This window comes from Pelomonas sp. Root1444, from assembly GCF_001426885.1.
Classification (GTDB): domain Bacteria; phylum Pseudomonadota; class Gammaproteobacteria; order Burkholderiales; family Burkholderiaceae_C; genus Pelomonas.
This window is the reverse complement of sequence record NZ_LMFP01000010.1, coordinates 102,627-127,648: the sequence shown is the minus strand read 5'-3', so window position 1 is coordinate 127,648 and position 25,022 is coordinate 102,627. Positions and strand designations below refer to the sequence as shown.

Here is a 25,022-nt window from a genome sequence, read left to right as displayed (position 1 = left end):
CACGACGGATTTCACGGCCAACGCCGACATCACCGCCGTCACCGGCGGCAACGTGACGGGTGACGCCACCGCCCTGGCCACGGTCATCAGCAACATCGACACCGCCATCAACACCGTCAACGGCGAGCGCGCCACCTACGGTGCGGCGCAGAACCGCTTCGATGCCGTGATCTCCAACCTGCAGGTGTCGGTCGAGAACCAGAGCAGCGCCCGCAGCCGCATCATGGACGCCGACTTCGCCCAGGAAACCGCCAACCTGAGCCGCGCCCAGATCCTGCAGCAGGCCGGCAACACCATGATCGCCCAGGCCAACCAGCTGCCCCAGCAAGTGCTGGCCCTGCTGCGCGGCTGAACGTAGGCCCCAGCCGACGCCCGCCGGGGAACCGGGCGAAGGCAGCAGGGGTGGTTTTTAATGGCGGTGGTTTGACCCTTTGATCGGGCTTTCGGCGGCGGCGCGCACTCTCAGAATTCAGCCCATCGGATCGACGTTTCATTCGATCCGGCCTGAATTCCGAGGAGTGCGTAATGCCCCAGACCATCAACACCAACATCGTCTCTTTGAATGCGCAGCGGAACCTGAACGCTTCGCAATCGTCGCTGGCGACCTCCATGCAGCGCCTGTCGTCCGGCCTGCGTGTGAACTCGGCGAAGGATGATGCGGCCGGCCTGGCCATCGCAGAACGCATGAACACCCAGGTGCGCGGCATGAATGTCGCCATCCGGAATGCGAACGACGGCATCTCGCTGGCGCAGACGGCGGAAGGCGCGCTGGGCAAGCTCGGCGAGAACCTGCAGCGCATGCGGGAACTGACCGTGCAGGCTCGTAACAGCACGAACAGCAATTCCGACAAGGATTCGCTGAACAAAGAGTTCGAGCAGCTGGCCTCGGAGATGTGGCGCATCATGAATGCGACCACCTTCAACGGCAAACCCATCCTGGCCGACGCCAGTGGGCTGGCACAGACCTTCCAGATCGGTGCCAACACGACGACCAACGACTCCATCGCGATCAACGCGCTGGACCTCACCACCGAAGCCACGATGTCCGCCATCGTCGGCACCGGCACGGCGCCCTTCCCGACGCCCATCGACAACACCGCAGACTTCGCGGCGCTGGGTGTCGTCATCGACAACATCGACCTGGCGCTGGACTTCGTCAACAACACCCGGGCGACCTACGGTGCGATCCAGTCGCGCTTCGACGCGGTGATCTCCAACCTGCAGGTCGCCGTCGAGAACCAGACCGCCGCCCGCAGCCGGATCATGGACGCCGACTTTGCCCAGGAAACCTCCAACATGAGCCGGGCACAGATCCTGCAACAGGCCGGCAACGCGATGGTCGCCCAGGCCAACCAGTTGCCACAGCAGGTGCTGTCGCTGCTGCAACGCTGAAAGCGCTCAAAAAAATTCGGTCCTGGGCCTAAAGTTCCGGGAACCCTGGCCGATATCGCTCTGGCATATCGGCCTTTTCTACATTTCGCAGCATGGCAACCATCACCTCAGCCGGCATCGGCAGCGGCCTCGACATCGAGTCGCTGGTGAGCAAGCTCGTCTCTGCCGAACGCACGCCCATCACCCAGCTGACGAAGAAGACCGAAGGGCTCAAGACCGAGCTCTCCGCCTTCGGCAAGGTACAGAGCTCGCTGGCCACGCTGCGCGACGCGGCCGCCAAGCTCACCTCCCCCAGCACCTGGGGCGGCACCCTCGCCACGTCCAGCGACCCGACGAGCGTCTCGGTCAGCGCCGGTACCGGCGCGTCCATCGGCAACGTATCGATCGAGGTCAGCAAGCTCGCCCAGTCGCAGACGCTGGTCAGCGGCACGCCTTACGCCAGCTCCACGGCCACCGTCGGTCAGGGCAGCCTGACGATCACGCTCGGCGCCTGGGGCAGCAACAACACGACCTTCACCGACAAGGCCGGCGCCACGCCCATCACGATCAACATCGGCAACGGGCAGGACACGCTGAGCGGCATCCGTGACGCCATCAACTCGTCCAACGCCGGCGTGACGGCCTCCATCGTCAACGACGCCAACGGCGCACGCCTGACGCTGCGCTCCACCGCCACCGGCGAAACCAATGGTTTCCGCATCGAAGCCACGGGTGGCCTGGCCGACCTGAGCTACGACCCGCGCGTCGGCGTCACGTCGCTGATCCAGACGCTGCCGGCCCAGAACGCCCGCGCGCTGATCAACGGCATCGACGTCAGTTCCGAGTCCAACTCGCTGAAAGAGGCCATCGACGGCCTCAACATCACGCTGCTGAAGACGACCACCATCCCGGCCAGCGTCACCGTCGGCCAGGACAAGGACTCGATCAAGAAGCTCATCACCGACTTCACGGCCGCCTACAACGCCGTCAATGCGCTGCTGCGCGAGCAGACCAAGTACGACGAGGGCGCCAAGACCGCCGGCACGCTGCAGGGCGACTCCACCGCCGTGGGCCTGCAGAACCAGCTGCGCAGCATCATCGGCGGCACCACCTCGCTGGCCGGCAGCATCGGCCGCCTCGCCGAGATCGGCCTGGAGCCCGGCAGCGACGGCAGCTTGAAGACCTCGGAAACCAAGCTCAACACGGCGCTGGGCAACCTGGACAGCGTCAAGAAGCTCTTCATGGGGCTGGACGGCACCGACAGCAGCAACGACGGCTTCGCCCAGCGCATCCGCAGCTACATCGACGGCGCGCTCAGCACCGACGGCCGCGTCAGCAGCCGCCAGGCCGGGCTGCAGAAGCTCATCGACAACAACAACAAGCGCGCGGACCAGCTCGAGGACCGCGTCGCGCGCACCGAGGCGCGCCTGCGCGCCCGCTACACGGCGCTGGACACGCAGATGAGCAAGCTCAACGGCCTGTCCAACTACGTGACGCAGCAGCTCGCCAAGCTCAACGAGTGAGGCCACCCAGGCCGCTCAGGCGGCTGGCAGCGCGACGGCGACCCTCGGGTCGCCGTTGTCTTTTCCTTAAGCGGAAACAAGCGCACAGTTCCCAGGGTGTTTGACGCAAGGGCGGCTCAAGTTCCCCCGGGCAGAGGCCGAAAAACAGTCAACACGACGACGCCTCCAGCAGCTCACCATGTACGGCAACATGTCCTCCCCCTTCGCAGCCCGCAATCAAAGCGCCACCCTCTACGCCAAAGTGGGCTTGGAGACGGACGTGCAGGCGGCCAGCCCGCACCGCCTCGTGGCCATGCTGTTCGACGGTGTCTTCGACGCGATGGCCCAGGCCAGCCAGGCCATCCAGGCTGGCAACGTCGAACTCAAGGGCCGGGCGCTGGGCCGTGCCGTGCGCATCCTCGACGAAGGCCTGCGCGCCTCGCTCGACCTGTCGGCCGGCCAGCTGGCCACCGACCTGCGTGAGCTCTACGGCTACGTCTGCATGCGCCTGACCCACGCGAACCTGAAGAGCGACCGCGGCGCCATCGAAGAGTGCCAACGCCTGCTGACCCCCGTGCGCGAAGCCTGGACCACCATCGGCCAGTCGCCTGCTGCCATCGGCGCCCCCGCCGCCCGCGCTGCCTGAAACCCAGAATCACCCGGTATCCCGCAATGAACTCCGAACTGCTGAACTACTACGAAGCCATCGAACAAGCCAGCGCCGACATGCTGTCGGCCGCCCGCACGGGCAACTGGGATGAGGTCGTCAAGCTCGAAGGGGCCTGCGTGCTGCTGATCTCGCAGCTCAAGGCCGCCGCCAACGAGAGCCAGCTCGGCACCACCGAGAAGCAGCTCAAGACACGCATCATGCAGCGCATCCTGCTCAATGATGCCGAGATCCGCCACCTGGCCGAGCCCTGGCTGGAAGACCTGAACCAGGTGATGGCGGGCAAGAGCCGTATGGTCCATTGAGCCCCTCGCCTTGGGACGGCCCGGCGCTCGGCCTCAACGCAAGTGCAGCCACGCGACTACCATCGCGATATGACTGCCAGCCCCGCCGCTCCCGAGGAATTCCGCGTCACTGCCGCCGCTGAAATCGCGGCGTATTTGCAGCAGCTCCAACGCGATAACGCCACCGTGCTGCTGAACGGCCCGCCGGGCCAGAGCCTGGCCAGCCGCATCGGCACGCTGGACGCCGCAGCCAACGTGCTGGGCCTGGAGATCGGCGCCGACCCCGAAGGCGTCAGCCAGGCGCTCGTGGCCAGCGGCGAGATCACCGCCGTCGCCTATCTCGGCGCCATCAAGCTGCAGTTCGAGCTGGACGACACCGTCCTCGTCAGCGGCGCACAGGGCGCCGTGCTGCGCAGCAGCCTGCCCGAGCGCCTCTACCGCTTCCAGCGCCGCCAGTCCTTCCGCGTGCAGCCGGCGGGCAGCGTCTACCCCCGCGTCATCGTGCCGGGCGGTGACGGGCATGGCCAGGCACTGCGCGTGCTGGACATCAGCATCGGCGGCCTGGCCCTGGCGCTGCCGGGCGACGCGCAGCCGCTGGCCACCGGCCAGGTCGCTACCGGGCTGGTGCTGGAGCTGGACCGCATCACCGCCCTGCGCATCGCCCTGCTGCCCCACCATGCCAGCCCCATCGGCGCGGATGCCAACGGCCTGCGGCAGCTCGGCTGCTCCTTCGTCGACCTCGACGCCGCCGCCGGCCGCGCGCTGCAGGTCTATGTGGACCAGACGCAGAAGCGCCGCCGGCTGCTCAAGCTCGACACATGACGTGCGGCCGCGGCCACGGCGGGAGGCGAGGCTTCACGCTGATCGAGTTGGCCGCCGTGATGGCCATCCTGGGCATCGTGCTGGCCGTGGCAGTGCCGAACTATTCCAGCTACCTGGCCCGCCAGCGGCTGCGCCATGTGGCCGAGCTGCTGGAGCTGGACCTGCGCCGCGCCCGCGCCCTCAGCGTGGATGAAGGGCGCAACGTCTACGTGAGCTTCCAGAGTGGGGCGCAATGGTGCTGGGGCGCCAGCCGCCAGCCCGCCTGCGACTGCGGCACCGGCGCGCCGCGCTGCGAGCTCAGCGGCATTTCGTCACACGACCACAAGGGCATGCTGCTGCAATCCGGCCAGGGCATCACCTTCGAAGCCGGCAAAGGCCGCGCACTGGGCTGGACGCGCATCGGCATTTCCAACGAGCGCAACCAGCAACTGCACATCGACCTGAACCCACTGGGCCGGCCGGCGATCTGCGGCTCCGACGCCCGAAAAGGCAGTTGCTGAGCAACGCCCAATTTAGTGGGCCGATGGCCGTCGCGAGCGGTTGCAGGGTGCGTCGAGTAGCGGAGCCGTACACCCGTACGGCGAGCAACGCAGGCGCGCCATGCAGCCGCGCAGCAGGCCAGCGGCCCACTAAATCTGCATGTTCATGATTTCGGAGTAGGCCGACACCAGCCGGTTGCGCACCTGCAGCGTCGCCTGGAACCCGATCTGCGCCTTCTGCATCGCGACCATGGTCTCTTCGAGGCTGACGGTCGGGTTGTCCAGCTGCACCTCGCGCTGCAGGCGGGCGGCTTCGTTCTGCTGGGCGCTGACGCCCTTGAGCGCCTGCGTCATCGCGTCGCCGAAGCTGGCACCGGCCGTCGCGGCCGGCTTGGGGGCCAGCGGCGTGCCATTGACCGCCAGGCCTGCCCGGGCGGCGGCCTGGGCAAAGTCGAAGGGGCGCAGCTTCATGTCCATGGGGCAGGACTTTGGCAGCAAGTCACGGGCGCGAAGCGCAGAGATGCACGGGCGTGGTCGGCTACTTCGGCGCTTTCTTGAGGGTGCCGGCACGAATAATTTGCGCCATCGCCGGAGTTCCGGCCTCTGCTGTATCTGCCCACCCGATGGACAACGCCCTGAGTGCCCCCGCTGCCGCCGCCCCGGTGATGATCACCCCGGTCGGCGCTGCGCCCAACTTCGTGCAGCGCCTCAACGGGCTGCCGATGCGCAGCAAGCTGACCATGGGCGCCGGCCTGCTGGCGCTGGCCGGTGCCGTGCTCGCGATCACGCTGTGGTCGTCGCAGGGCGACTACCGGCCGCTGTTCAGCGGCCTGTCCGACAAGGACGGCGGCGCCGTCATCGGCCAGCTGTCTGCGCTGCAGGTGCCCTACAAGCATGAGGCCGGCGGCACCATCCTCGTACCGGCCAGCCAGGTCTACGAGCTGCGCATGAAGCTCGCGGCGGCCGGCTTGCCCAAGGGCGGCACCGGCAACGCGGTCGGCTTCGAGCTGATGGACAAGTCCTCGATCGGCCAGACCCAGTTCAACGAGCGCCTGAACTTCCAGCGCGCGCTGGAGGGCGAGCTGACCCGCACCATCACCGCCATGTCCGACGTGGCCGATGCCCGCGTGCACCTGGCCATCCCGCAGCAGAACGGCTTCTTCCGCGAGCAGCAAAAGCCCAGTGCCTCGGTCATGCTGACGCTGCGCGGCGGCCGCACGCTGGACCGCGGCCAGATCGCCGGCATCGTGCACCTGGTCTCGTCCAGCGTGCCCGAGCTGAACCCGAAGGCCGTCAGCGTGCTGGACCAGACCGGCGCCCTGCTCTCCCAGACCGGCGCCGACCCCGCCACCGGGCTGGACAGCCAGCAGCTGCACTACAAGACGCAGGTCGAGGCCGGCTTCAACAAGCGCATCCTCGACCTGCTGGAACCCGTCGTGGGCCGCGACAACCTGCGCGCCACCGTGACGGCCGACGTCGACTTCTCGCAGACCGAGGCGACCGCCGAGGAGTACCGCCCCAACCAGGGCCCCAATGCCCAGGCAGCGGTGCGCTCCAGCCAGAGCAACGAGTCCAACAACAGCAGCGGCGCCCCGGCCACGGGCGTGCCGGGCGCGGCCACCAACCAGCCGCCGGTGCCGGCCGTCGCGCCGGTCAACGGCGCCAGCGCACCGCTGCAGCCCGCCCAGGGCGCGGCGGCCAACGGCAACAGCCGCCGTGAGCAGGTCACCAACTACGAGGTCGACAAGACGGTGCGCGTGACGCGCGGCGCGGTCGGCAACGTCAAGCGCCTGAACGCCGCCATCGTCGTCAACCACCGCTCGGTGACCGACGCCAAGGGCAAGACGACCACCCAGCCGGTGCCGGCGGAGGAGGTCACGCGCCTGACGGACCTGGTCAAGGAGGCGATGGGCTTCAACGCCGAGCGCGGCGACTCGGTCAAGGTCATCAGCGCGCCCTTCGTCGTCGACAAGACCGAGCCCGCCGACGTGCCGCTGTGGAAGCAGCCCTGGCTGCTGGACATCGCCCGCAGCGCCATGGTGCCGCTGGCCTTCGTCGCCATCGCGCTGATCGCAGTCTTCGGCATGATCCGCCCGGCCATCAAGGCCGCCGCGCCGGCCCCGCTGCCGGACGAGAAGACCGAGACGGTCGATGAAGTTGTCGACGACACGGACCTGCTGCCCGGCGGTGGCATGCCCAGGCTGGAAGCGCCGCTGCACAACGAGAAGCTCGACCGCGCCCGCACCCTGGCGCGCGACAATCCGGTCGCCGTCGCCAACATCGTGCGCGACTGGATGGCCGGACAAACTGCGAGCTGATCAGGGTTGAGCCATGGATGACAAGGGCATAGAGAACGCAGCCATCTTGCTGATGTCGCTGGGCGAGGAAGAAGCCAGCGAGGTCTTCAAGCACCTGTCGCCCAAGGAGGTGCAGGCGCTGGGCGAGCAGATCGCCAAGCTCAAGGTCATCAAGCGCGCCCAGGTCGAGGATGTGCTGGACAAGTTCGACACCCTCGCCGACACGCACCACACGCTCGTCACCGACACCGACGAGTACGTGCGCGCCGTGCTGCGCAAGGCGCTGGGCGATGACAAGGCCAACCTGCTGCTGGACCGCATCCTGCAGGGCAGCGACGTCTCGAGCATCGAGAGCCTGAAGTGGATGGACGCCGCCAGCGTGGCCGAGCTGCTGCGCAACGAGCACCCGCAGATCATCGCGGCCATCCTGGCCCATCTCGACTTCGACCAGACCGCTTCGGTGCTGAAGATGTTCCCCGAGCGCGGCCGCAACGAGGTGCTGATCCGCATCGCGACGCTGGACGGCATCCAGCCGACCGCGCTGAAGGATTTGAACGAAGTGATGAGCCAGATCCTGGCCGGCGGCGAGCGCATGAAGAAGAGCTCGCTGGGTGGCGCGAAGACGGCGGCCGAGATCATCAACATGATGGGCTCCAGCGTCGAAGCCTCGGTGCTGGACTACGTGCGCGAGGCCGACGCCGACCTGGCGCAGCGGATCATGGACAACATGTTCACCTTCGACGATGTGAACAAGATCGACGACAAGGGCATCCAGGCGGTGCTCAAGGAAGTGCAGAGCGAAAGCCTGGTCGTCGCGCTCAAGGGCGCCAGCGCCGACCTGCGCGAGAAGATCTTCCGCAACATGTCCACCCGCGCGGCCGAGACGCTGCGCGAGGACCTGGACAGCCGCGGCCCGGTGCGCCTGTCGGAGGTGGAGGCCGAGCAGAAGGAAATGCTCAAGATCGTGCGCCGCCTGGTGGACGAGGGGCAGATCGTGCTGGCAGGTGGCGGTGACGACCAGTTCGTCTGACACTGGCATCCATGGCCACCCGTCCCCCACCCCGCCAAGTACCGCCGCCCGACCGCCGCGAGGGCGAGCGCCGCAACAACACGTATGCGCGCTTCATCCCCGGCGAGGAGCTGCAGGGCGCGCGCTCCTGGAGCTTCGACAACCTCGGCGGCGCAGCGGCGCCCTCTCCCTTCACGAACGCCAAGCAGACACCGGCCGCCAGTGCGCCGGTTGAGCCACCGCCCGCGCCCGAGCCCGACCTGCAGGAGCTGCTGCACGCCGCGCGCCAAACCGGCTACCAGGACGGCTACCGCGACGGCATGGCGGCGCTCGACGCGTTCAAGCACAGCTTCGCCCTGCAGATCAGCGCCCAGGTCGGCCAGCTGGTGAAAAGCTTCGATGCCGAGATGCAGGCGCTCGAAGGCGACATGGCCCAGTCCGTCGCCCGCATTGCCGTCGAGTTGGCGCGTCAGGTCGTTCACAGCGAGCTGACCCAGCGCCCCGAGCTGATCGCGCGCGTCGCGCATGACGCCGTCGAGGCGCTGCAGCTGTCGGCCCGCCATGTGCGCGTGCGCGTGCACCCGGACGACTTTCCGCTAGTGCAGGAAGGCGCCGGCAACGAGTTGCGCGCCCGCGAAGCCCAGCTCATCCCCGACGCCGAGGTGGCGCGCGGCGGCGTGAAGGTCGATGCCGACATCGCGAGCGTCGACGCCACCATCGCCACACGCTGGCAGCAAGCCATGTCGTCCATCGGGCAACAGTCCATCTGGCAGGACCGGCGGCAGGACGACGAGGAATGACTTCCGCCCGCACGGACCGCTGGCAGCGCTACCTCACCGACCTGGAGACGCTGGCCAGCAACGCGACGCCGCTGGAATCGCACGGCAAGCTGGTGCGCGTGGCCGGCCTGGTGCTGGAGGCCACCGGCATCAAGGTGCCGCTGGGCTCGGTCTGCCGCATCCAGATGCCCAGCACCGGCAACGCGCCGCGGCGCGGCCAGGCGCCGGTGAACGCCGAGGTCGTGGGCTTCTCGGGCGACCGCGCCTACCTGATGCCCACCGACGAGGTGCAGGGCCTGTCCAGCGGCGCCACCGTCGTGCCGCGCCACCTGCCGCCGTTGGCGCCCCAGTTGGGCCAGCCGCTGCACCCGTGGCGCCGTGGCGAGGACCGCGGCCTGCACCTGCCGATGGGCGACGGCCTGCTGGGCCGCGTCGTCGACCCGCACGGCCATCCGCTGGACCGCGGCGGCGAGCTGGCCAACATCCATAACGAACCCATGGTACGGCGCCCCATCAATGCGATGGACCGCGACCCGGTGCGCACCCCGCTCGATACCGGCGTGCGCGCGATCAACGCGATGCTGACCGTCGGCCGCGGCCAGCGGCTGGGGTTGTTCGCCGGCACCGGCGTCGGCAAGTCGGTGCTGCTGGGCATGATGGCGCGCTACACGCAGGCGGACGTCATCGTGGTCGGCCTCATCGGCGAGCGCGGCCGCGAGGTCAAGGAGTTCATCGAGGACATCCTGGGCGACGAGGGCCGCAAGCGCAGCGTCGTCGTGGCCGCACCCGCCGACGCGCCGCCGCTGATGCGCATGCAGGGCGCGCACTACGCCACGGCGATTGCCGAGTTCTTCCGCGACCAGGGCCGGCATGTGCTGCTGCTGATGGACAGCCTCACCCGCTACGCGATGGCGCAGCGCGAGATCGCGCTGGCCATCGGCGAGCCGCCCGCCACCAAGGGCTACCCGCCGAGCTGCTTCGCCAAGCTGCCGCAGCTGGTGGAGCGCAGCGGCAACGGCCTGCCGGGCGAGGGCTCGATCACGGCGTTCTACACCGTGCTGACCGAGGGCGACGACCCGCAGGACCCGATCGCCGACGCGGCGCGCGGCATCCTGGACGGCCACATCGTGCTGAGCCGCGAGCTGGCCGAGGCCGGCCACTACCCGGCCATCGACATCGAGCGCAGCATTTCACGGGTGATGACCAGTGTTGCACCCCAAAACCAGGTCGATTCCGCGCGTCGGTTTCGCCAACTTCTGGCGAAATACAACAAGGCCCGCGACCTGATCCAGCTTGGCGCCTATGCCCCCGGGAGCGACCCCGAGCTGGATACGGCCGTTCGCCTGCATGCCGACATGACGCGGCTGCTGCAGCAGGACATGCACAGCCCGGCACTTCTTCACGCCAGCGTCAGCCAATTGCAGGCCGTGGTCCAAGGCGCCTAAACCCCCGGGTTGGGCCGCCGATATCGACTGAGCGTCCTGCCGTTGGCGGGGTGCAGCCTGGAGTTTTCGATGAGTTCGACCGCGACCGACACCCTGAGCCTGCTGCTGGACCGCGCCGAGGGCGAGCGCGACGCCGCCGCCCGGCTGCTGCACGCCGCCAGCGCCCAGGCCCAGGCCGCCCGTGCGCAGCATGGCGAGCTGGCCGGCTACCGCCAGGACTACCAGCAGCGCTGGACGCAGAGCTTCAGCCAGCCGGCCACGATGAGCATCGTGGGCTGCTACCAGAGCTTCGGCCAGCGCCTGAACCAGGCCGTGGACACGCAAGGCCACGTCGCCAACCATGCCGACCAGCGCCAGGAGCGCGCCCGCGAGGCACTGCGCCAGGCCGAGCTGCGCGTGGCTGCGCTGCGCCAGCTGATCGCCCGCCGCCAGGCCGAAGCGGCCAAGGTCGCCCAGCGCCGCGAGCAGCGCGCCAGCGACGAGTTCGCCGCCCGCGCCCACCTGAACCGCATGGCCCACGCCTGACCGACATGCTCAGCAGTACCCAGAACGTCGCCCCCAAGCCGGCCCTGCCGCCGGCCGCTCAGCCCAGCGCCCAGCCCGCCCCGTCGGCCCAGGCCGGCGGCGCGAGCTTCGCCCAGTTCATGACCCAGCAGGCCAGCCCGCCGCCGGCCGCCGAGCCCGCGTCCGAGCCGCCGGAGGCTGCCGACAGCGCCCAGCCGCCCTCGGCCAACCCCGCCGCACGCCGCGCCGCCCAGCCGCCCAAGCCGGCCTCACCCCAGCGCCCCGCCGATGCGGCGCCCAAGGCCGACGCCAAGACCGCGCCCGCCGACAAGGCCGAGACGCAAGCCGCCGACGCCGTGGCGCCGGGCGAAGACGACGCCACGGAAACGCCGGAGCTGAAGGAGTTCGCCCAGCTGATCGGCCTGAACACCGCCCAGCCCGACCCCGCCGCAGCCAAGCCCGAGCTGCAGCGCAGCCGCGGCAACGGTGCCGCCGACGATGGGCTGCCGACGGGCCGCCCTGCCGGGCGCGCCGTGGCCGACGCCGGCGGCGCCGCTGAGCGCCCCGACGTCGCGCGGCCCGCCAAGGCTGCCGAACTGCGCACCGACAAGCCCGACGCGCGCACCGCCGCCAGCGAGCTGCTGCAGGACACCACCGGCAAAGCATCGGCCGCGCAGGTACCGGCGGCGCCCGACGGCGCCGCGCCGAACTTTGCCGCCGCGCTGGCCCAGGCCCTGCCCACGCCCGCGAGTGGCGGCACGCCGATCGTGAACGAGGCGGCCATGACGGCCCCCGTGCACAGCCCCGCCTTCGCGCCCGAGCTGGGCGCCAGCATCAGCCTGATGGCCGTGGACGGCGTGCAGCAGGCCGAGTTGCAGCTCAACCCGGCCGACATGGGGCCCGTATCCGTGCAGATCACCGTCGACGGCTCGCAGGCCCAGGTGTCCTTCCACGCCGCCCAGGCCGAAACCCGCCACGCGCTGGAGCAGAGCCTGCCCGACCTGGCCGCCGCACTGCAGGGCCAGGGGCTGACGCTGTCGGGCGGCGGTGTCTTCCAACAGCCCGCGCGTGACAAGGATCACGGCCAGCATGCCGCAGGCGCTGAGGGCAGCGACCACGGCACGCGCACCGGCCCCGGCCGGGTCAACGGGGCCGCTGCAGGTCCCGCGGCGGTGGCCCGGCGGACGGTCGGCCTGCTCGACACTTTTGCCTGACGCTGAACCCGAAATAGGCACGCCGCGCGGCGGCTAATCGGGGCTTGACTGGAGGGGGCGAGGTCAATAATCCAGCGCAAAGGTTGCCCACGCATGCTGTGGGCTCGACGTTCAAGGAGTTCTCATGGCGACTGCGCCGGCTGCTGCCCCCCAGGCCGCGCCCTCGGGCGGCAGCAAGAAGAAGCTGATCATCATCCTGGCTGCCGTGCTCGTGCTCGTGCTGGTCGGAGGTGGTGCGGCCTTCATGCTGCTGAAGAAGAAGCCGGCGGAAGACGCTGAGGACGGCGAGGACGCGGAAGTCTCCGAGGTCGCCAAGCCCAAGGCGAAAGCCAAGAGCGACCACCCGCCCACCTTCGTGCCGCTGGACCCCTTCACCGTCAACCTCGCCGACAAGGACGTGGACCGCTTCGCACAGATCGGCATCACGCTGGAAGTGCACGACCCCAAGTTCGCCGAGCAGATCAAGGCCTACATGCCGGCCATCCGCAGCAATGTGCTGATGGTGCTGTCGCACAAGACCGCCGCCGAACTGCTGACGCGCGAAGGCAAGGAAAAGCTCGCCAAGGACATCATGCGGGAGTCGGTGCGGCCCATGGGCATCGAGCTCGACGACGAGGACGAGGCGCCCGCCACCGGCGACGCGCCCAAGAAAAAGAAGAAGAAAAAGGCCCACGTCGAAAGCCCGGTGACGCAAGTCCTGTTCTCCAACTTCATCGTGCAATGACGGATCGGCCATGAACCAGCAGATCCTTTCCCAAGACGAAGTCGATGCACTGCTCCAGGGCATCACCGGCGAGAGCCAGAAGCTCGAGCAGGAGGAGGAGCAGGTCGGCGGCATACGCGAGTACAACCTCGCCAGCCAGGAACGCATCGTCCGTGGGCGCATGCCCACGATGGAGATCATCAACGAGCGGTTCGCGCGCAACATCCGCGTGGGCCTGTTCAACTTCATCCGCAAGAGCCCGGAAGTCGCCATCGGCGGCATCAAGGTGCAGAAGTACAGCGCCTTCCTGCGCGAGATCGTCGTCCCGACCAACTTCAACATCGTGTCGGTGAAGCCGCTGCGCGGCAGCGGGCTGATCGTCTGCGACCCGACGCTGGTGTTCGCCGTCATCGACAGCCTGTTCGGCGGCATCGGCAAGTTCCACGCCCGCATCGAGGGGCGCGATTTCTCGCCCACCGAGCAGCGCGTCATCACGCGCATCGTCGAGGTCATCCTCGCCGAGTATCACAAGGCCTGGAAGGGCATCTATCCGCTGGAGCTGGAGTACCAGCGCTCGGAGATGCAGCCGCAGTTCGCCAACATCGCCACCCCCAGCGAGATCGTCGTGTCGACCTCGTTCACGCTGGAGATCGGCGAGACCAGCGGCACCATCTACTTCTGCATCCCGTACTCGACGCTGGAGCCCATCCGCGATGTGCTGTATTCGACGACGGTGGGCGACTCCTCCGAGCCCGATCGGCGCTGGATCAACCTGCTGAAGACGCAGATCCAGGCCGCCGAGGTCGAGCTCGTCGCCGAGCTGGGCACGGCGCCGGCCACGGTGGAGCAGCTGCTCGCCTTCAAGCCCGGCGACTTCATCGAACTCGATCTGAACCCGATGATCGAGACCAAGGTGGACGGCGTGCCCGTCTTCCAATGCAACTACGGCACGTCCAACGGCCGCTACGCCCTCAAGATCGACAAAATGCTGACCGGCTCTCAAGAGAGCTGGCTGGGAGCCAAACATGAGTCCTGATTCACCCAGCCAAGAAGAACAAGACGCGATGGCGGCCGAATGGGCTGCGGCGCTGGCCGAGGCCGCACCGGCCCCGGCCGTCGCGTCCGAAGTCGCCGAAGTGCCGGAGCAGGTGTCCACGCCCAGCTTCGCCAACTTCACGCCGACCACCGGCGCCGGGCCCGGCAACGACATCAACATGATCCTGGACATCCCCGTCCAGCTGACCGTGGAGCTCGGCCGCACCCGCATCCCGATCAAGAACATCCTGCAGCTCGCGCAGGGCTCGGTCGTCGAGCTCGACGCGCTGGCCGGCGAGCCGATGGACGTGCTGGTCAACGGCTACCTGATCGCACAGGGCGAGGTGGTGGTGGTGAACGACAAGTTCGGCATCCGGCTGACCGACATCGTCACGCCGTCGGAGCGCATGCGCCGCCTCAGCAAGGCGGCCTGATTCCGCGTCGCTGGCGCGGCGGTCCTGTGAAAGCCCGCGGCACTGGCGCGGCAGTCCTGTGAAAGCCCGCGCCACTGGCGCGGTCTCGGGACAACCAAGGGTTTGTCGGGCCATTTAGGGGGTTCGGCCGCTCCAGTCCGTCCGCAGAATGCCGAGGCATGAACACCTCCGGCCTGCTCCCCTTTCTCTGGTTCCTCGCCATCGTCGCGCTGATCCCCGTCGCGCTGTGGCTGCTCAAGCGCACGCCCATGGGTGGCGCGGCCGCGGCCGGCGTGCTGCGCGTGGTGGCTCAGCTACCGACTGCGCCCAACCAGCGCCTGCTGGTCGTCGAAGTCGGCCAGGGCGACGACCGCCGCTGGCTGGTGCTGGGCGCCACGGCGCAGAACATCACGACGCTGCACGTGATGCCGCCGCAGGCCGAACCCGTGCCGCCGGCCACGTTCGCCAAGCTGCTCAGCAAGGAGCGGGGCCAGGAGAACACCCGTGAGGCTTAAGCCGCTGCTCGTCGCCGCCGCGCTGTTCTCGGCGGGCACGGTCCTCGCGCAAGGCCAGACACCGCCGCCGGCCACGCTGCCGCTGCTGGTCGGCCAGGGCGCCGGGGCCAGCTATTCGGTGCCCATCCAGACGCTGCTGTTCTTCACGGCGCTGGGCTTCCTGCCTGCGGTGCTGCTGATGATGACGGCCTTCACGCGCATCGCCATCGTGCTGAGCCTGATGCGCCAGGCGCTGGGCACGCAGGCCGCGCCGCCCAACCAGGTCATCGTGGGCCTGAGCCTCTTCCTGACCTTCTTCGTCATGAGCCCGACGCTGGACAAGGTCTATGCCGACGCCTGGCAGCCCTACAGCGCAGGAACGATCCAGTTCGACGAGGCCTTGAAGCGGGCCGAGGTGCCGATGCGCGGCTTCATGCTCAAGCAGACGCGCCAGGCCGACGTGGCCCTGTTCTCGCGCCTGGCCAAGGTGGACCCCAGTGTCAAAGCGGAGGACGTGCCTTTCAAGGTGCTGGTGCCGGCCTTCGTGACCAGCGAGCTCAAGAGCGCCTTCCAGATCGCCTTCCTGATCTTCATTCCCTTCCTCGTCATCGACATGATCGTGGCGAGCGTGCTGATGAGCCTGGGCATGATGATGCTGTCGCCGGTGCTCGTCGCCCTGCCCTTCAAGCTGATGCTGTTCGTCCTGGCGGACGGCTGGAACCTGTTGCTCGGCTCGCTCGCCGCAAGCTTCGTCACCTGATGAACTTGCGAGACGGATCGAGCGTAGCGCGTAGCGCTGTCCCCAACCGATTGAGACCTATGGACGCACAACAAGTCTTCACTTTCGGCCAGCAAGGCCTCTACATGATGATGCTCGTGGCCGCGCCCATCCTCATCGTGGTGCTGCTCGTCGGCGTGGTCATCAGCATCATCCAGGCGGCGACGCAGATCAACGAGGCGACGCTGTCCTTCGTGCCCAAGGTCATCGCCGCCGTGCTGACGCTGGCGGTGGCCGGGCCGTGGATGATGACGACGCTGGTGGAGTACATCCAGCGCACGTTGATGACGATTCCGTCGGTGGTGGGGTGAGCGGGCCCCTCGCCCAGCCTCGCCTCGCTGAACGCGGGCGTGCCTGGTCGGTCCCCCGAGGGGACGGCGATGCTTGCGGTAGTGGGCCGCAAGCACATCGCCACGACGGGCCGGCTTGGGAGCGGCGCGGCGCTCGGCCCGAAGCCGCATGCATGGCGCACAGCTGACATGTTCTCCGTCACCGAATCCCAGCTTCTGGAGTGGCTGAACCCGCTCCTGTGGCCGTTCATCCGCACGCTGGCGCTGTTCGCCGGCATGCCCACCTTCAGCCAGCGCAGCGTGCCGCTGCGCCTGCGCATCGGCCTGGCCCTGTTCATCTCGGTCGCCGCACAGCCGTCGCTGCCACCGATGCCCGTCACGCCGCTGGACTCGCTGCCCGCATTGACGCTGCTCGTCGCCCAGCAACTGCTGATCGGCCTGGCGATGGGCTTCGCCGTGCGCATCGTGTTCGCCGCGTTGGAGTTCGCGGGCGAGATCATCGGCCTGCAGATGGGCCTGAACTTCGCCGGCTTCTTCGACCCCAGCACCGGCGCCCAGGGCACCGCCAGCGCGCGCTTCTTCGGCAGCATGGTGGCCTTCCTGTTCATCACGATCAACGGCCACCTGCTGCTGATCAACGCGCTCATCCAGAGCTTCCACGCCTTCCCGGTCGGCGGGGAGCCGTTTGCCTTCCTGCGCGTGGCCACGCCTCAGCAATGGGGCGCGGAGATCTTCAGCATCGGCCTGTGGATCGCGTTGCCGCTGATCACGATGCTGATGTTCGTCAACCTCGTGCTGGGCGTCATCTCCCGCGTCGCGCCGCAGATCGGCGTGTTCTCGGTCGGTTTCCCGCTGACGGTCAGCGTGGGCCTGATCGGCATGGTCGCGACGCTGCCGCTGATGCAGACGCCGTTCACCGTGGCGCTGGAGCGTCTGCTGGCCGCGTTCAGCTGATCGCCGGCCGGGCGCAGCGCCGGCGGATGCCAGGCACCGGGCGAGGGCGGCCCGCGACAAAGCGAAGGTTTGCAAGGAACGCGTTCGCCCACCCCTCATCGATCACCGCCGCCCGATACACCCGCGGCGGCGGGGCGCTCACTGTCCGCCAGCGGCCGGGGAATGGCATCGCCGGCCTGGCGGCGCCGGAAAAGCGCGGCGCGGGCCAGCAACAGGGTGGTCACCGGCGCCGTGATGGACAGCAGGATGATGATGGCCCACACCTGCAGCGACAGGCCGGACCCGTGCACCGAGAAGTGCACGACAAAGCCAGCCGCGACCAACCAGGCCGCAAGGGTGGACGCCAGGGCCGGCGCATGCATACGCGTGAAGAAGTCCGGCAGGCGCCACAGGCCGAGGGCAGCGACGAGCACGAGGCAGCCGCTGGCCAGCAGCAGCGTCGCAACGATGAGGTCGCTCATTCGATCACCTCGCCGCGCAACAGGAACTTGGCCAGCGCCACCGAGCCGACGAAGCCGAACAGCGCCATCAGCAAGGCGGCCTCGAAATACATGCTGCTGTCGTAGCGGATGGCCAGCACCAGCATGATCAGCAGGGCCACGACGAACAGGAAGTCCAGCGCCAGCACGCGGTCCTGTGCGCTCGGGCCGCGCATCAGGCGCAGCAGGCCCACCACCATCGCCAGCCCATAGAGCACCAGCGTGACGGTGATGGCGATGGCGAGAAGGGGGCTCATTCGAAGATCTCCCGCAGCGGCTGCTCGTAGCGCGACTTGAAGTGGGCGATGAAGGCGGCCTCGTCGTCGAGGTCGAAGACGTGCAGCAGCAGCGCGCTGCGGTCGGGCGCCAGTTCCGACCAGACGGTGCCCGGCACGACGGTGGTGATCATGGCCAGGGCCGCCAGCGCCTGGGGCTCGCGCAGGTCCAGGGGCACGACGACGAAACGGCTCCGCGGCGACCGCGCACCGGCACGCAGCACGCCGCGGCCGACGTCCAGCGCCGACATGACGACATCAGCGCCGACATGCAGGATCAGCCGCGCGAGCACGCGGGGCTGATGCAGCGGGCCGGCAGCCGGCCGCAAAGGCGCCAGCAGCACCGGCATGGCCAGCGCGACGACGGCGCCCAGCAGCAGCGGGCCCGGGCCGAGCGGCGGGTTCAGCAGCAGCCAAAGCGCGAGCAGGCCGGCGGACAGCAGCGGCGCAGGCAGCCAGCGCTTCATGGCGGCGCTCCTTCGGCAACACCCGGCACCGGGCGGGCGGCAAAGACGGCGTCGATGTAATGCTGCGGCCGGTGCAACGCCTGCGCCGTGGCGCGCGCATAGGCCAGCGCGGGCTCGCCACACACGACGAGCCCCGTGCAGGCCGCGAGCAGCAGGGCGATGGGCACGCATTCGGTGACGCGCAGCCGCGGCGAGGGCCGGTTCTGCGGCGCCCAGAAATGGCGGATGCCCACGCGCATCAGCGCCGTGGTCGCGAGCAGCCCCGAGACGATGAGCAGGACGAACAGCGTTCGCCCCGCGACCGTGCCTTCGCCCGGTGCCAGGTCAAGCAGCGCGGACAGCATCGCCAGCTTGCCGATGAAGCCCGACATCGGCGGCAGCCCGGCAACCACCAGCGTGCACAGCAGGAAGGCCAGGCCGAGGAAGGCCAGCGCCGCGGGAATGGCGCGGCCGATCAGCGCCTGTTCTTCATCGTCGAGGTTAGCGTCGCCAGGCGCCGGGGCGTCGCTGAAGTGCGGCAGGTCGTCATCGTCGTCCGACCGCGGTGCCAGCTCGACCTGGCGCGCCCGCTCGATCAGTTCGACGAGCAGGAACAGCGCGCAGCCGGCCAGCGTCGAGCTGGCCAGGTAGAACAGCGCACCGGCACTGAGGGCCGGCGCGTCGAAGCCGGTGGCGGCGAGCAGCGTGCCCGAGGAGGCGATGACGCTGAAGCCGGCCAGCCGGTCCAGCCGTTGCGAGGCCATCATGCCCAGCGCGCCGAAGGCCAGCGTCACCAGCCCACCCCAGACCAGCACCTCGCCGCCGAACAGCGCCCACGGCCCGGCGCTGGCGGGAAAGCACAGCGTCCACAGCCGCAGCACGGCATAGACGCCGACCTTGGTGAGGATGGCGAACAAGGCGGAGACCGGCGCGCCCGCCGCGGCATAGGCGGGCGGCAGCCAGAAGTTCATGGGCCACACGGCCGCCTTGGCCAGGAAGGCGATGGACAGGATGGCGGCACCGGCGCCCAGCAGGCCGCGGTCGCTGTCGGGGACCTGGGACAGCTTCTGCGCGATGTCGGCCATGTTCAGTGTGCCGGTCACGCCGTAGATCAGCGCCACGCCGATCAGGAAGAGCAGCGAGGCCACGAGGTTGACGGCGATGTAGTGCAGGCCGGCCCGCACGCGGTCGCCCCCGCCACCGTGCAGCAGCAGGCCGTAGGACGCGGCCAGCAGCACCTCGAAGAAGACGAACAGGTTGAACAGGTCGGCGGTGAGGAAGGCGCCGTACAGGCCCATCAGCTGCAGCTGGAACAGCGGATGGAAGTGCACGCCGGCGCGGTGCCAACGCGCCAGCGAGAACAGCAGCGCCGCGAGGCCCGCGCCGCCGGCCAGCACCATCATCAGGGCCGAGAGGCGGTCGACGACCAGCACGATGCCCACGGGCACGGGCCAGTTGCCGGGCAGGTAGACGCCAAAGGCCGTGGCGGCGTCGCGCTCGTTGACCCACAGCAGCAAGGCCACCGCCAGCAGCAGCCCGGCCAGCGTGGACGTCAGGTTGAGGGCTGCGGCCGCCACCCGCCGCTTGTCCCCGAGCAGCAGCAGCGTGGCCGCCGTGGCCAGCGGCAGCAGCACGGGCGCGATGATGAGCTGCTGCATCGGCAGGGCCGCCCACCCGCTCATTGGTGCACCCTTCGGCCTGCGGCCTGTCCCGCCAAGCGGGAGCGAGCTTGCTTGGGGCGGCCCGGCGCGGCGCTCATGGCCGCTCCTCCTGGCCATCCACGTGGTCGCCGCCGCTCAGGCCGCGCAGGGCAAGCAGCAACACCAGGAACAGGGCCGTCGTGGCAAAGCCGATCACGATGGCCGTCAGCACCAGGGATTGCGGCAGCGGGTCGGTGTAGTGGTGCAAGTCTGCGGCGAGGCCGGGCTTGACGATGGGTTCCTTGTCGACGGACAGGCTGCCGACGCTGAAGATGAAGAGGTTGACCGCATACGACAGCAGCGACAGGCCGATCAACACCTGGAAGGTCCGCGGCCGCAGCAGCAGCCAGACGCCGGCACTGGCGAGCACGCCGATGGCCAGGGAGATGACGATTTCCATCAGCGGGCTTCCCCGGCGGCGGACGTGTTGGCCGGCTTGCGCCGCACGCGCAGCGACTGGTGAGCCAGCGACGTGAGCAGCAGCAACGTCGACCCCAGCACCACCGCAAACACGCCGAGGTCGAACAGCGCTGCCGTGGGCAGGTGGATCAGCCCGATGCCGGGCAGCGTGACATGCGCGGTATGCGTCGTGAGGAAGGGATGGCCGACGACCAGCGCGCCCGCGCCGGTGGCCAGCGCAATCAGCAGCCCGATGGCGATCCAGCGCGGCGGCTGCAGCGGCATGCGGTCCTCCACCCAGCGGGTGCCGCCAACCATGTATTGCGCGATGAAGGCGATGGCCATCACCAGGCCTGCCACGAAGCCACCGCCGGGTTCGTTGTGGCCGCGCATGAAGAGGTGGAAGGCAAACACGCCCGCCACCGGCAGCAGCAGTTGCACGAGCACCGCGGGCACCAGCAGATAGCCGGTGGCCGCGTCGCTGGTGTCGGGCCGGTCCGGCAGGTCGCTCTGCTCGCCTTCGGGAACGACGCGCTGCTGCGGTGGCCGCCCGATGACCTCGCGCGGCGGGCGAAAGCGCCGCAGCAGCGCATACACGGTCAGGCCGACGATGCCGAGCACCGTGATCTCGCCGAGCGTGTCGAAGCCGCGGAAATCGACCAGCATCACGTTGACGACGTTGGTGCCGCCGCCCTTGGGCAGCGCCTGCTCGATGAAGAAGGGCGAGATGCTCTGCGGCGCCTGGCGCGTCAGCATGGCATAGGACAGCGCGGCCAGGCCGGCGCCGACGAGCAGCGCCAGCACGAAATCGCGCCCGCGGCGCCACTGCGCGCGGCGGCGTGTGCGGGGATCGTCCTGCTCCCTCCGCCTGGGCAGCCAGCGCAGGCCCAGCAGGAAGAGCACGGTGGTGACGACCTCCACGGCCAGCTGGGTCAGCGCGAGGTCGGGGGCGGAGAACCACGCAAAGGTCAAGCACATCACCAGCCCGGTGACGCTGAGCATCGCCAGCGCGGCCAGGCGGTGGAACTTGGCCTGCCAGGCCGCGCCGACGGCGGCGGCGCCGCCGATCAGCCACAGCAGCACGAACTCGGGCGTGACCGGCACGCGGGCCCGATCGCCCCAGGCCAGCGGCACGACGAGGGCCGAGCCGAGGGCAGTCGCACCGGCGATGACCAGCATCCACAGCAACTGCGGCTGCAGGCGGCGGGTGCTCGCCAGGCGCAGACCGCGGCGTGCGAGGGCCGTCGCCAGGGCAAGCGCGCGCTCGAAGAGGCGCTTGCCGTCCAGCCGGTGGATCAGGGGCGTGCTGCGCAGCGCACGCGCCTTGAAGCGGGCCGCAAAGCGCCGGTAGATGACGATGCCGCCGGCCAGCGCCACCAAGCTCATCAGCAGCGGCGTGTTGAAGCCATGCCAGACCGCCAGGCTGTAGGCCGGCAAGGTGCTGCCGACGACGGGCGCCGCGGCAACGGCCAGCACCGGGCCGACCGACCAGGCCGGCGCGCTGCCCACCACGACGCAGGCCAGCACCAGCAGTTCGACGGGCACGCGCATCCAGTGCACCGGCTCGTGCGCCTGGCGCGGCAGCCCCTGGGCCGGCGGGCCGAAGAACACGTCATGCCCGAAGCGCAGCGAATAGACGACGGCGAACACGCCTGCCAGCGTGGCGGCCAGCGGCAGGCCGAACTCCACCCAGGGATGCGCGCTGATGAACACCGTCTCCGCAAAGAACATCTCCTTGGACAGGAAGCCGTTGAGGAGCGGCACCCCGGCCATCGCTCCGCAGGCCACGATGGCCAACGTGCCAGTGATGGGCATGCTTCGGAACAGCCCGTCCAGCCGCCGCATGTCGCGCGAGCCGGTCTCGTGGTCGATGATGCCGACCGACATGAAGAGCGACGCCTTGAAGGTGGCGTGGTTCATCATGTGGAACACCGCGGCGACGGCGGCGAGCGGGCTGTTCAACCCCAGTAGCAGCGTGATCAGGCCCAGGTGGCTGATCGTGGAATAGGCGAGCAGCCCCTTCAGGTCGTTCTGGAACATCGCGGCATAGGCGCCGAGCAGCAGCGTGACCAGGCCGGCGCCGCCGACGATCCAGAACCATTCGTCCGTGCCGGCCAGCACCGGCCACAGCCGCGCGAGCAGGAAGACGCCGGCCTTCACCATCGTGGCCGAATGCAGATAGGCCGACACGGGCGTCGGCGCCGCCATGGCATGGGGCAGCCAGAAGTGGAAGGGGAACTGCGCGCTCTTCGTCAGCGCGCCCAGCAGCACCAGCACCAGCGCGGCGGGGTAGAGGGCGTGGCCGCGGACGACGTCGCCCGCCTTCAGCACGGCGTCGAGTTCGTAGCTGCCGACGATATGTCCCAGCAGCAGCACACCCGCCAGCAGCGCCAGGCCACCGGTGGCCGTGACGGTGAAGGCCATGCGCGCGCCGCGGCGCGCGTCCTGCCGGTGGTGCCAGTAGCCGATCAGCAGGAAGGAGAAGACGCTGGTCAGCTCCCAGAACAGCACGAGTTGCAGCAGGTTGCCGGACACCACGACGCCCAGCATGGCGCCCATGAAACCGAGCAGCAGCGAATAAAAGCGCGCCGCCGGGTCCTCTGGCGACAGGTAGTAGCGGGCGTACATCACCACCAGCACGCCCATGCCGGCGACCAGCATCGCGAACATCCACGCGAAGCCGTCCAACCTCACCACCAGGTCCAGCCCCAGGCTGGGCAGCCAGACCAGGCGTTCGGACACGACGCCGGCGTCGCGCACATCCGGGTACAGCAAGGCCAGCGGCACGGCGACCGCCAGGGCCACCAGCGCCGCCCAGGTCGATTCGATGTTGCGCGCCCCGGTCGGCAGCAGGGCCGCCACGGCGCTGCCCACGAAGGGCAGCAGGAGCAGAAGCAGGAGGGACATGCGCCGCAGTCTACGGAGTCATGGACGCCTGCCGCCGTAGCAAGGCCAGGAAGGCTAGTAAGGCAGGCGCGGCAGGATGCCGGGCAGGTCCTGCATCCAATGGGTGCCTGCCGAGGCCTTGCCGTGGGGTGCACGCCGGTTGAGCAGGAAGGCCGCCTTCGGCGTCGCCCTTGGCGGCGGCACGATCAGCATGTCGCAGGCGGACTCGGCCAGCACCTTGCCGCTGACGCTGCCGAGCAGGAAGGCACCCAGCGTCGATTGGCCGTTCTTGCCGGCAATGATCAGGTCCGGGCCGAGCGTGCGAGCGAGTTGCAGCGTTGCGATGTCCGCCGGGCCGCGGCCCACCGAGAAGAACAGCGGCCGGGTGTCCACGCCGAGCCGGGCGAGGGAGCGCCGCATGCGGGCGAGGGTGCCGGCTTCCTCGCGCGCCACGACATCGAGGATGACGGCGCGTTCCACGCCGGCGCGGCGCAGCATGGATTCCATGAAGGAGTCGGCGGCGTGAAAGACATGCGTTCGCGCGCCGCCCGCCATCGCCATGCCGACCTGAGCGGCGGCGTCGGAACCGGGGGTGAAGTCCAGCGCCAGCAGCGCCTTGCGGTAGCGCGCGTCGGCGGGCTTGCGAACCACCAGCACGGGCTGCCGACCGACCCGCAGCATGCGTTCCACCGTCCTGCCGACCCGCAGGGTTCCCAGCCGGCCGTGGCCGCGGCGCCCCAGCACCACGAGGTCGACATGTGCAGCCGCCTGCACCAAAGCCTGCAGCGGGTCGCCGACCTTGACCTCGACGGTGGCCGTCACGTCGTAGGCGCCCGCGATCTCGACCGCGACGCGACGCAGTGCAGCACGCGCCAACGCGGCCTTCAGGTCGATGTCCGCCAGCGGCGTGAACCATTCGCGCAGCGGCCTGCAGGCCGGCTCCTTCAGCACATGCAGGATGTGCAGGCCGGCACCGTGCTGATGCGCCAGCAGCGCTGCACGCCGGACGGCGTTGTTGCCATCGATAGAGAAATCGGTGGCGACCAGGATGGCGTTGAAAGGAGTCATCGTCTTGCCCTCAAAGTCGTAAGCATTGAATGGGTGCGGCCAGCCGCCGGGTCACCTTGAGCGCGTCAAGGGGTCCACGGCAAGAAGGTCGGCGGTGCTCGGCGAATGCGCCGAGGTCGGCAGCGGCAGCTAGGCCGCGTAGTCGCCGCTCGCCTCGGGCTGGAAGAGGATGGCCAGCACCACCGCGGCCTTCAAGTCACCGGTGGGGGTGGACCATTCGGCGGTGCCGCCCGCCCGCAGGCCGAGCAGCGCGGCGCCCACCGGTGACAGCACCGACACGCGGCCCAGTGCGGGCTCGGCGTCGGCGGGGTAGCAAAGCGTCAGCGTCGATCGCTGGCCGGTCTGGGGGTCTTCGACCAGCACTTCGGACCCCATGGTCACCACATCGGCAGCGACTTGCCGCGAGGGCACGATGGCACAGGCGTCCAGCAGGTCGCCAACGGCCTGCAATTGCGCCGGGAGCCGGTCGCCGGTCGCATCGCGGCGCAGCAGGTTCAACAGGCGGACGTGGTCCAGTTCAGTGAGCGTTCGCTCGAGGGCCATTGCTTCCATGAGGCGTTCTCCAATTTGCGGCCTGCCTCTCGACGAGAGGCGGCACGCCACCGCGCGGGCTGAGGGCCCGGCGATCTGAAGTTGCGCAAATGGGGTGAAGGTGATCGCCGGGCTCAGTGATGTGCGGCCGGCTGTCGGATAGTTGCCAGCATGCCGGTGTGCCTGCGAGGCACGCGC

29 protein-coding genes are annotated in these 25,022 nt (G+C 69.1%); 20 read left to right on the top strand and 9 right to left on the bottom strand.

From position 1 onward, the window contains the following. From ASD35_RS11615 to ASD35_RS28400, 7 genes are all read left to right on the top strand, one after another. Nucleotides 1–352: flagellin (locus ASD35_RS11615; RefSeq protein ID WP_255354517.1), on the top strand; the 352-nt coding region annotated here is incomplete at its 5' end. Nucleotides 353–525: 173 nt separating this feature from the next. Beyond that, nucleotides 526–1,392 (top strand): flagellin, encoded by an 867-nt coding sequence (locus ASD35_RS11610; protein WP_056875094.1) that lies wholly within the window; start codon nucleotides 526–528, stop codon nucleotides 1,390–1,392. 92 nt (nucleotides 1,393–1,484) lie between these two features. Next, on the top strand, nucleotides 1,485–2,894 hold the full coding sequence (gene fliD, locus ASD35_RS11605) for a flagellar filament capping protein FliD (protein ID WP_056875093.1): 1,410 nt from the start codon (nucleotides 1,485–1,487) through the stop codon (nucleotides 2,892–2,894). 190 nt (nucleotides 2,895–3,084) lie between these two features. Further along, entirely contained in the window at nucleotides 3,085–3,519 is a 435-nt protein-coding gene (gene fliS, locus ASD35_RS11600) for a flagellar export chaperone FliS (RefSeq protein WP_235538316.1), read from the top strand. A 26-nt stretch (nucleotides 3,520–3,545) separates the two neighbouring features. Further along, nucleotides 3,546–3,845: a flagellar protein FliT gene (locus ASD35_RS11595; RefSeq protein WP_056875091.1), complete on the top strand. Its 300-nt coding sequence runs from the start codon at nucleotides 3,546–3,548 to the stop codon at nucleotides 3,843–3,845. 69 nt (nucleotides 3,846–3,914) lie between these two features. Continuing rightward, a complete protein-coding gene (locus ASD35_RS11590) occupies nucleotides 3,915–4,646 on the top strand; it encodes a flagellar brake protein (RefSeq protein ID WP_056875090.1) in 732 nt (243 codons plus the stop codon). Continuing rightward, nucleotides 4,643–5,146: a Tfp pilus assembly protein FimT/FimU gene (locus ASD35_RS28400; RefSeq protein WP_056875089.1), complete on the top strand. Its 504-nt coding sequence runs from the start codon at nucleotides 4,643–4,645 to the stop codon at nucleotides 5,144–5,146. The genes ASD35_RS11590 and ASD35_RS28400 overlap by 4 nt, the downstream gene beginning before the upstream one ends. Before the next feature lie 129 nt (nucleotides 5,147–5,275). Here ASD35_RS28400 and fliE read toward each other — a convergent pair whose 3' ends face one another. Further along, nucleotides 5,276–5,602 (bottom strand): flagellar hook-basal body complex protein FliE, encoded by a 327-nt coding sequence (fliE, locus tag ASD35_RS11580; RefSeq protein WP_082580096.1) that lies wholly within the window; start codon nucleotides 5,600–5,602, stop codon nucleotides 5,276–5,278. Between the two features lie 146 nt (nucleotides 5,603–5,748). On the opposite strand from fliE, the gene fliF reads away from it, so the two are divergent. From fliF to fliR, 13 genes are all read left to right on the top strand, one after another. Further along, the gene (fliF, locus tag ASD35_RS11575; RefSeq protein WP_056875088.1) at nucleotides 5,749–7,443 is read left to right on the top strand and encodes a flagellar basal-body MS-ring/collar protein FliF; all 1,695 of its coding nucleotides are present in this window, start codon (nucleotides 5,749–5,751) and stop codon (nucleotides 7,441–7,443) included. A 13-nt stretch (nucleotides 7,444–7,456) separates the two neighbouring features. Continuing rightward, nucleotides 7,457–8,452 carry a flagellar motor switch protein FliG gene (gene fliG / locus ASD35_RS11570; protein WP_056875087.1) on the top strand — a complete coding sequence of 332 codons (996 nt, stop codon included), beginning with the start codon at nucleotides 7,457–7,459 and terminating at the stop codon, nucleotides 8,450–8,452. A gap of 11 nt (nucleotides 8,453–8,463) precedes the next feature. After that, the gene (locus ASD35_RS11565) at nucleotides 8,464–9,231 is read left to right on the top strand and encodes a FliH/SctL family protein (RefSeq protein ID WP_056875086.1); all 768 of its coding nucleotides are present in this window, start codon (nucleotides 8,464–8,466) and stop codon (nucleotides 9,229–9,231) included. Then, nucleotides 9,228–10,655 carry a flagellar protein export ATPase FliI gene (gene fliI / locus ASD35_RS11560; protein WP_056875085.1) on the top strand — a complete coding sequence of 476 codons (1,428 nt, stop codon included), beginning with the start codon at nucleotides 9,228–9,230 and terminating at the stop codon, nucleotides 10,653–10,655. Before ASD35_RS11565 ends, fliI begins: the two co-directional genes overlap by 4 nt. A gap of 69 nt (nucleotides 10,656–10,724) precedes the next feature. Beyond that, nucleotides 10,725–11,180 carry a flagellar export protein FliJ gene (gene fliJ / locus ASD35_RS11555; RefSeq protein WP_056875084.1) on the top strand — a complete coding sequence of 152 codons (456 nt, stop codon included), beginning with the start codon at nucleotides 10,725–10,727 and terminating at the stop codon, nucleotides 11,178–11,180. A gap of 5 nt (nucleotides 11,181–11,185) precedes the next feature. Beyond that, nucleotides 11,186–12,373, top strand: a complete 1,188-nt coding sequence (locus tag ASD35_RS11550; protein ID WP_056875083.1) for a flagellar hook-length control protein FliK — start codon at nucleotides 11,186–11,188, stop codon at nucleotides 12,371–12,373. 124 nt (nucleotides 12,374–12,497) lie between these two features. Next, nucleotides 12,498–13,097: a flagellar basal body-associated FliL family protein gene (locus ASD35_RS11545; protein ID WP_056875082.1), complete on the top strand. Its 600-nt coding sequence runs from the start codon at nucleotides 12,498–12,500 to the stop codon at nucleotides 13,095–13,097. A gap of 10 nt (nucleotides 13,098–13,107) precedes the next feature. Next, nucleotides 13,108–14,112, top strand: coding sequence for a flagellar motor switch protein FliM (fliM, locus tag ASD35_RS11540; RefSeq protein ID WP_056875081.1), 1,005 nt, complete (start codon nucleotides 13,108–13,110; stop codon nucleotides 14,110–14,112). Further along, nucleotides 14,102–14,545, top strand: a complete 444-nt coding sequence (fliN, locus tag ASD35_RS11535; RefSeq protein ID WP_056875080.1) for a flagellar motor switch protein FliN — start codon at nucleotides 14,102–14,104, stop codon at nucleotides 14,543–14,545. Before fliM ends, fliN begins: the two co-directional genes overlap by 11 nt. Before the next feature lie 158 nt (nucleotides 14,546–14,703). Then, a complete protein-coding gene (locus ASD35_RS11530; protein ID WP_056875079.1) occupies nucleotides 14,704–15,039 on the top strand; it encodes a flagellar biosynthetic protein FliO in 336 nt (111 codons plus the stop codon). Then, complete coding sequence (gene fliP / locus ASD35_RS11525; protein ID WP_369819205.1) at nucleotides 15,029–15,778, top strand: flagellar type III secretion system pore protein FliP; 750 nt, start codon at nucleotides 15,029–15,031, stop codon at nucleotides 15,776–15,778. The genes ASD35_RS11530 and fliP overlap by 11 nt, the downstream gene beginning before the upstream one ends. A 59-nt stretch (nucleotides 15,779–15,837) precedes the next feature. After that, the gene (gene fliQ / locus ASD35_RS11520; RefSeq protein ID WP_056875078.1) at nucleotides 15,838–16,107 is read left to right on the top strand and encodes a flagellar biosynthesis protein FliQ; all 270 of its coding nucleotides are present in this window, start codon (nucleotides 15,838–15,840) and stop codon (nucleotides 16,105–16,107) included. Nucleotides 16,108–16,275: 168 nt separating this feature from the next. After that, nucleotides 16,276–17,040: a flagellar biosynthetic protein FliR gene (gene fliR, locus ASD35_RS11515; RefSeq protein WP_056875102.1), complete on the top strand. Its 765-nt coding sequence runs from the start codon at nucleotides 16,276–16,278 to the stop codon at nucleotides 17,038–17,040. Nucleotides 17,041–17,135: 95 nt separating this feature from the next. Here fliR and mnhG read toward each other — a convergent pair whose 3' ends face one another. The 8 genes from mnhG to ASD35_RS11475 all read right to left on the bottom strand — a co-directional run bounded on the left by mnhG (nucleotide 17,136) and on the right by ASD35_RS11475 (nucleotide 24,845). After that, nucleotides 17,136–17,501, bottom strand: a complete 366-nt coding sequence (gene mnhG, locus ASD35_RS11510; RefSeq protein WP_056875077.1) for a monovalent cation/H(+) antiporter subunit G — start codon at nucleotides 17,499–17,501, stop codon at nucleotides 17,136–17,138. Next, the gene (locus ASD35_RS11505; protein WP_056875076.1) at nucleotides 17,498–17,776 is read right to left on the bottom strand and encodes a K+/H+ antiporter subunit F; all 279 of its coding nucleotides are present in this window, start codon (nucleotides 17,774–17,776) and stop codon (nucleotides 17,498–17,500) included. Before ASD35_RS11505 ends, mnhG begins: the two co-directional genes overlap by 4 nt. Beyond that, nucleotides 17,773–18,261, bottom strand: a complete 489-nt coding sequence (locus ASD35_RS11500) for a Na+/H+ antiporter subunit E (RefSeq protein ID WP_056875075.1) — start codon at nucleotides 18,259–18,261, stop codon at nucleotides 17,773–17,775. Before ASD35_RS11500 ends, ASD35_RS11505 begins: the two co-directional genes overlap by 4 nt. After that, the gene (locus tag ASD35_RS11495; RefSeq protein ID WP_056875074.1) at nucleotides 18,258–19,922 is read right to left on the bottom strand and encodes a monovalent cation/H+ antiporter subunit D; all 1,665 of its coding nucleotides are present in this window, start codon (nucleotides 19,920–19,922) and stop codon (nucleotides 18,258–18,260) included. Before ASD35_RS11495 ends, ASD35_RS11500 begins: the two co-directional genes overlap by 4 nt. Before the next feature lie 73 nt (nucleotides 19,923–19,995). Beyond that, a complete protein-coding gene (locus ASD35_RS11490) occupies nucleotides 19,996–20,340 on the bottom strand; it encodes a Na+/H+ antiporter subunit C (protein ID WP_056875073.1) in 345 nt (114 codons plus the stop codon). Beyond that, the gene (locus ASD35_RS11485; RefSeq protein WP_056875072.1) at nucleotides 20,340–23,246 is read right to left on the bottom strand and encodes a monovalent cation/H+ antiporter subunit A; all 2,907 of its coding nucleotides are present in this window, start codon (nucleotides 23,244–23,246) and stop codon (nucleotides 20,340–20,342) included. The genes ASD35_RS11490 and ASD35_RS11485 overlap by 1 nt, the downstream gene beginning before the upstream one ends. 54 nt (nucleotides 23,247–23,300) lie before the next feature. Next, nucleotides 23,301–24,293 (bottom strand): universal stress protein, encoded by a 993-nt coding sequence (locus ASD35_RS11480; protein WP_056875071.1) that lies wholly within the window; start codon nucleotides 24,291–24,293, stop codon nucleotides 23,301–23,303. A gap of 129 nt (nucleotides 24,294–24,422) precedes the next feature. Beyond that, on the bottom strand, nucleotides 24,423–24,845 hold the full coding sequence (locus ASD35_RS11475; RefSeq protein ID WP_056875070.1) for a GreA/GreB family elongation factor: 423 nt from the start codon (nucleotides 24,843–24,845) through the stop codon (nucleotides 24,423–24,425). Nucleotides 24,846–25,022: the final 177 nt, after the last annotated feature.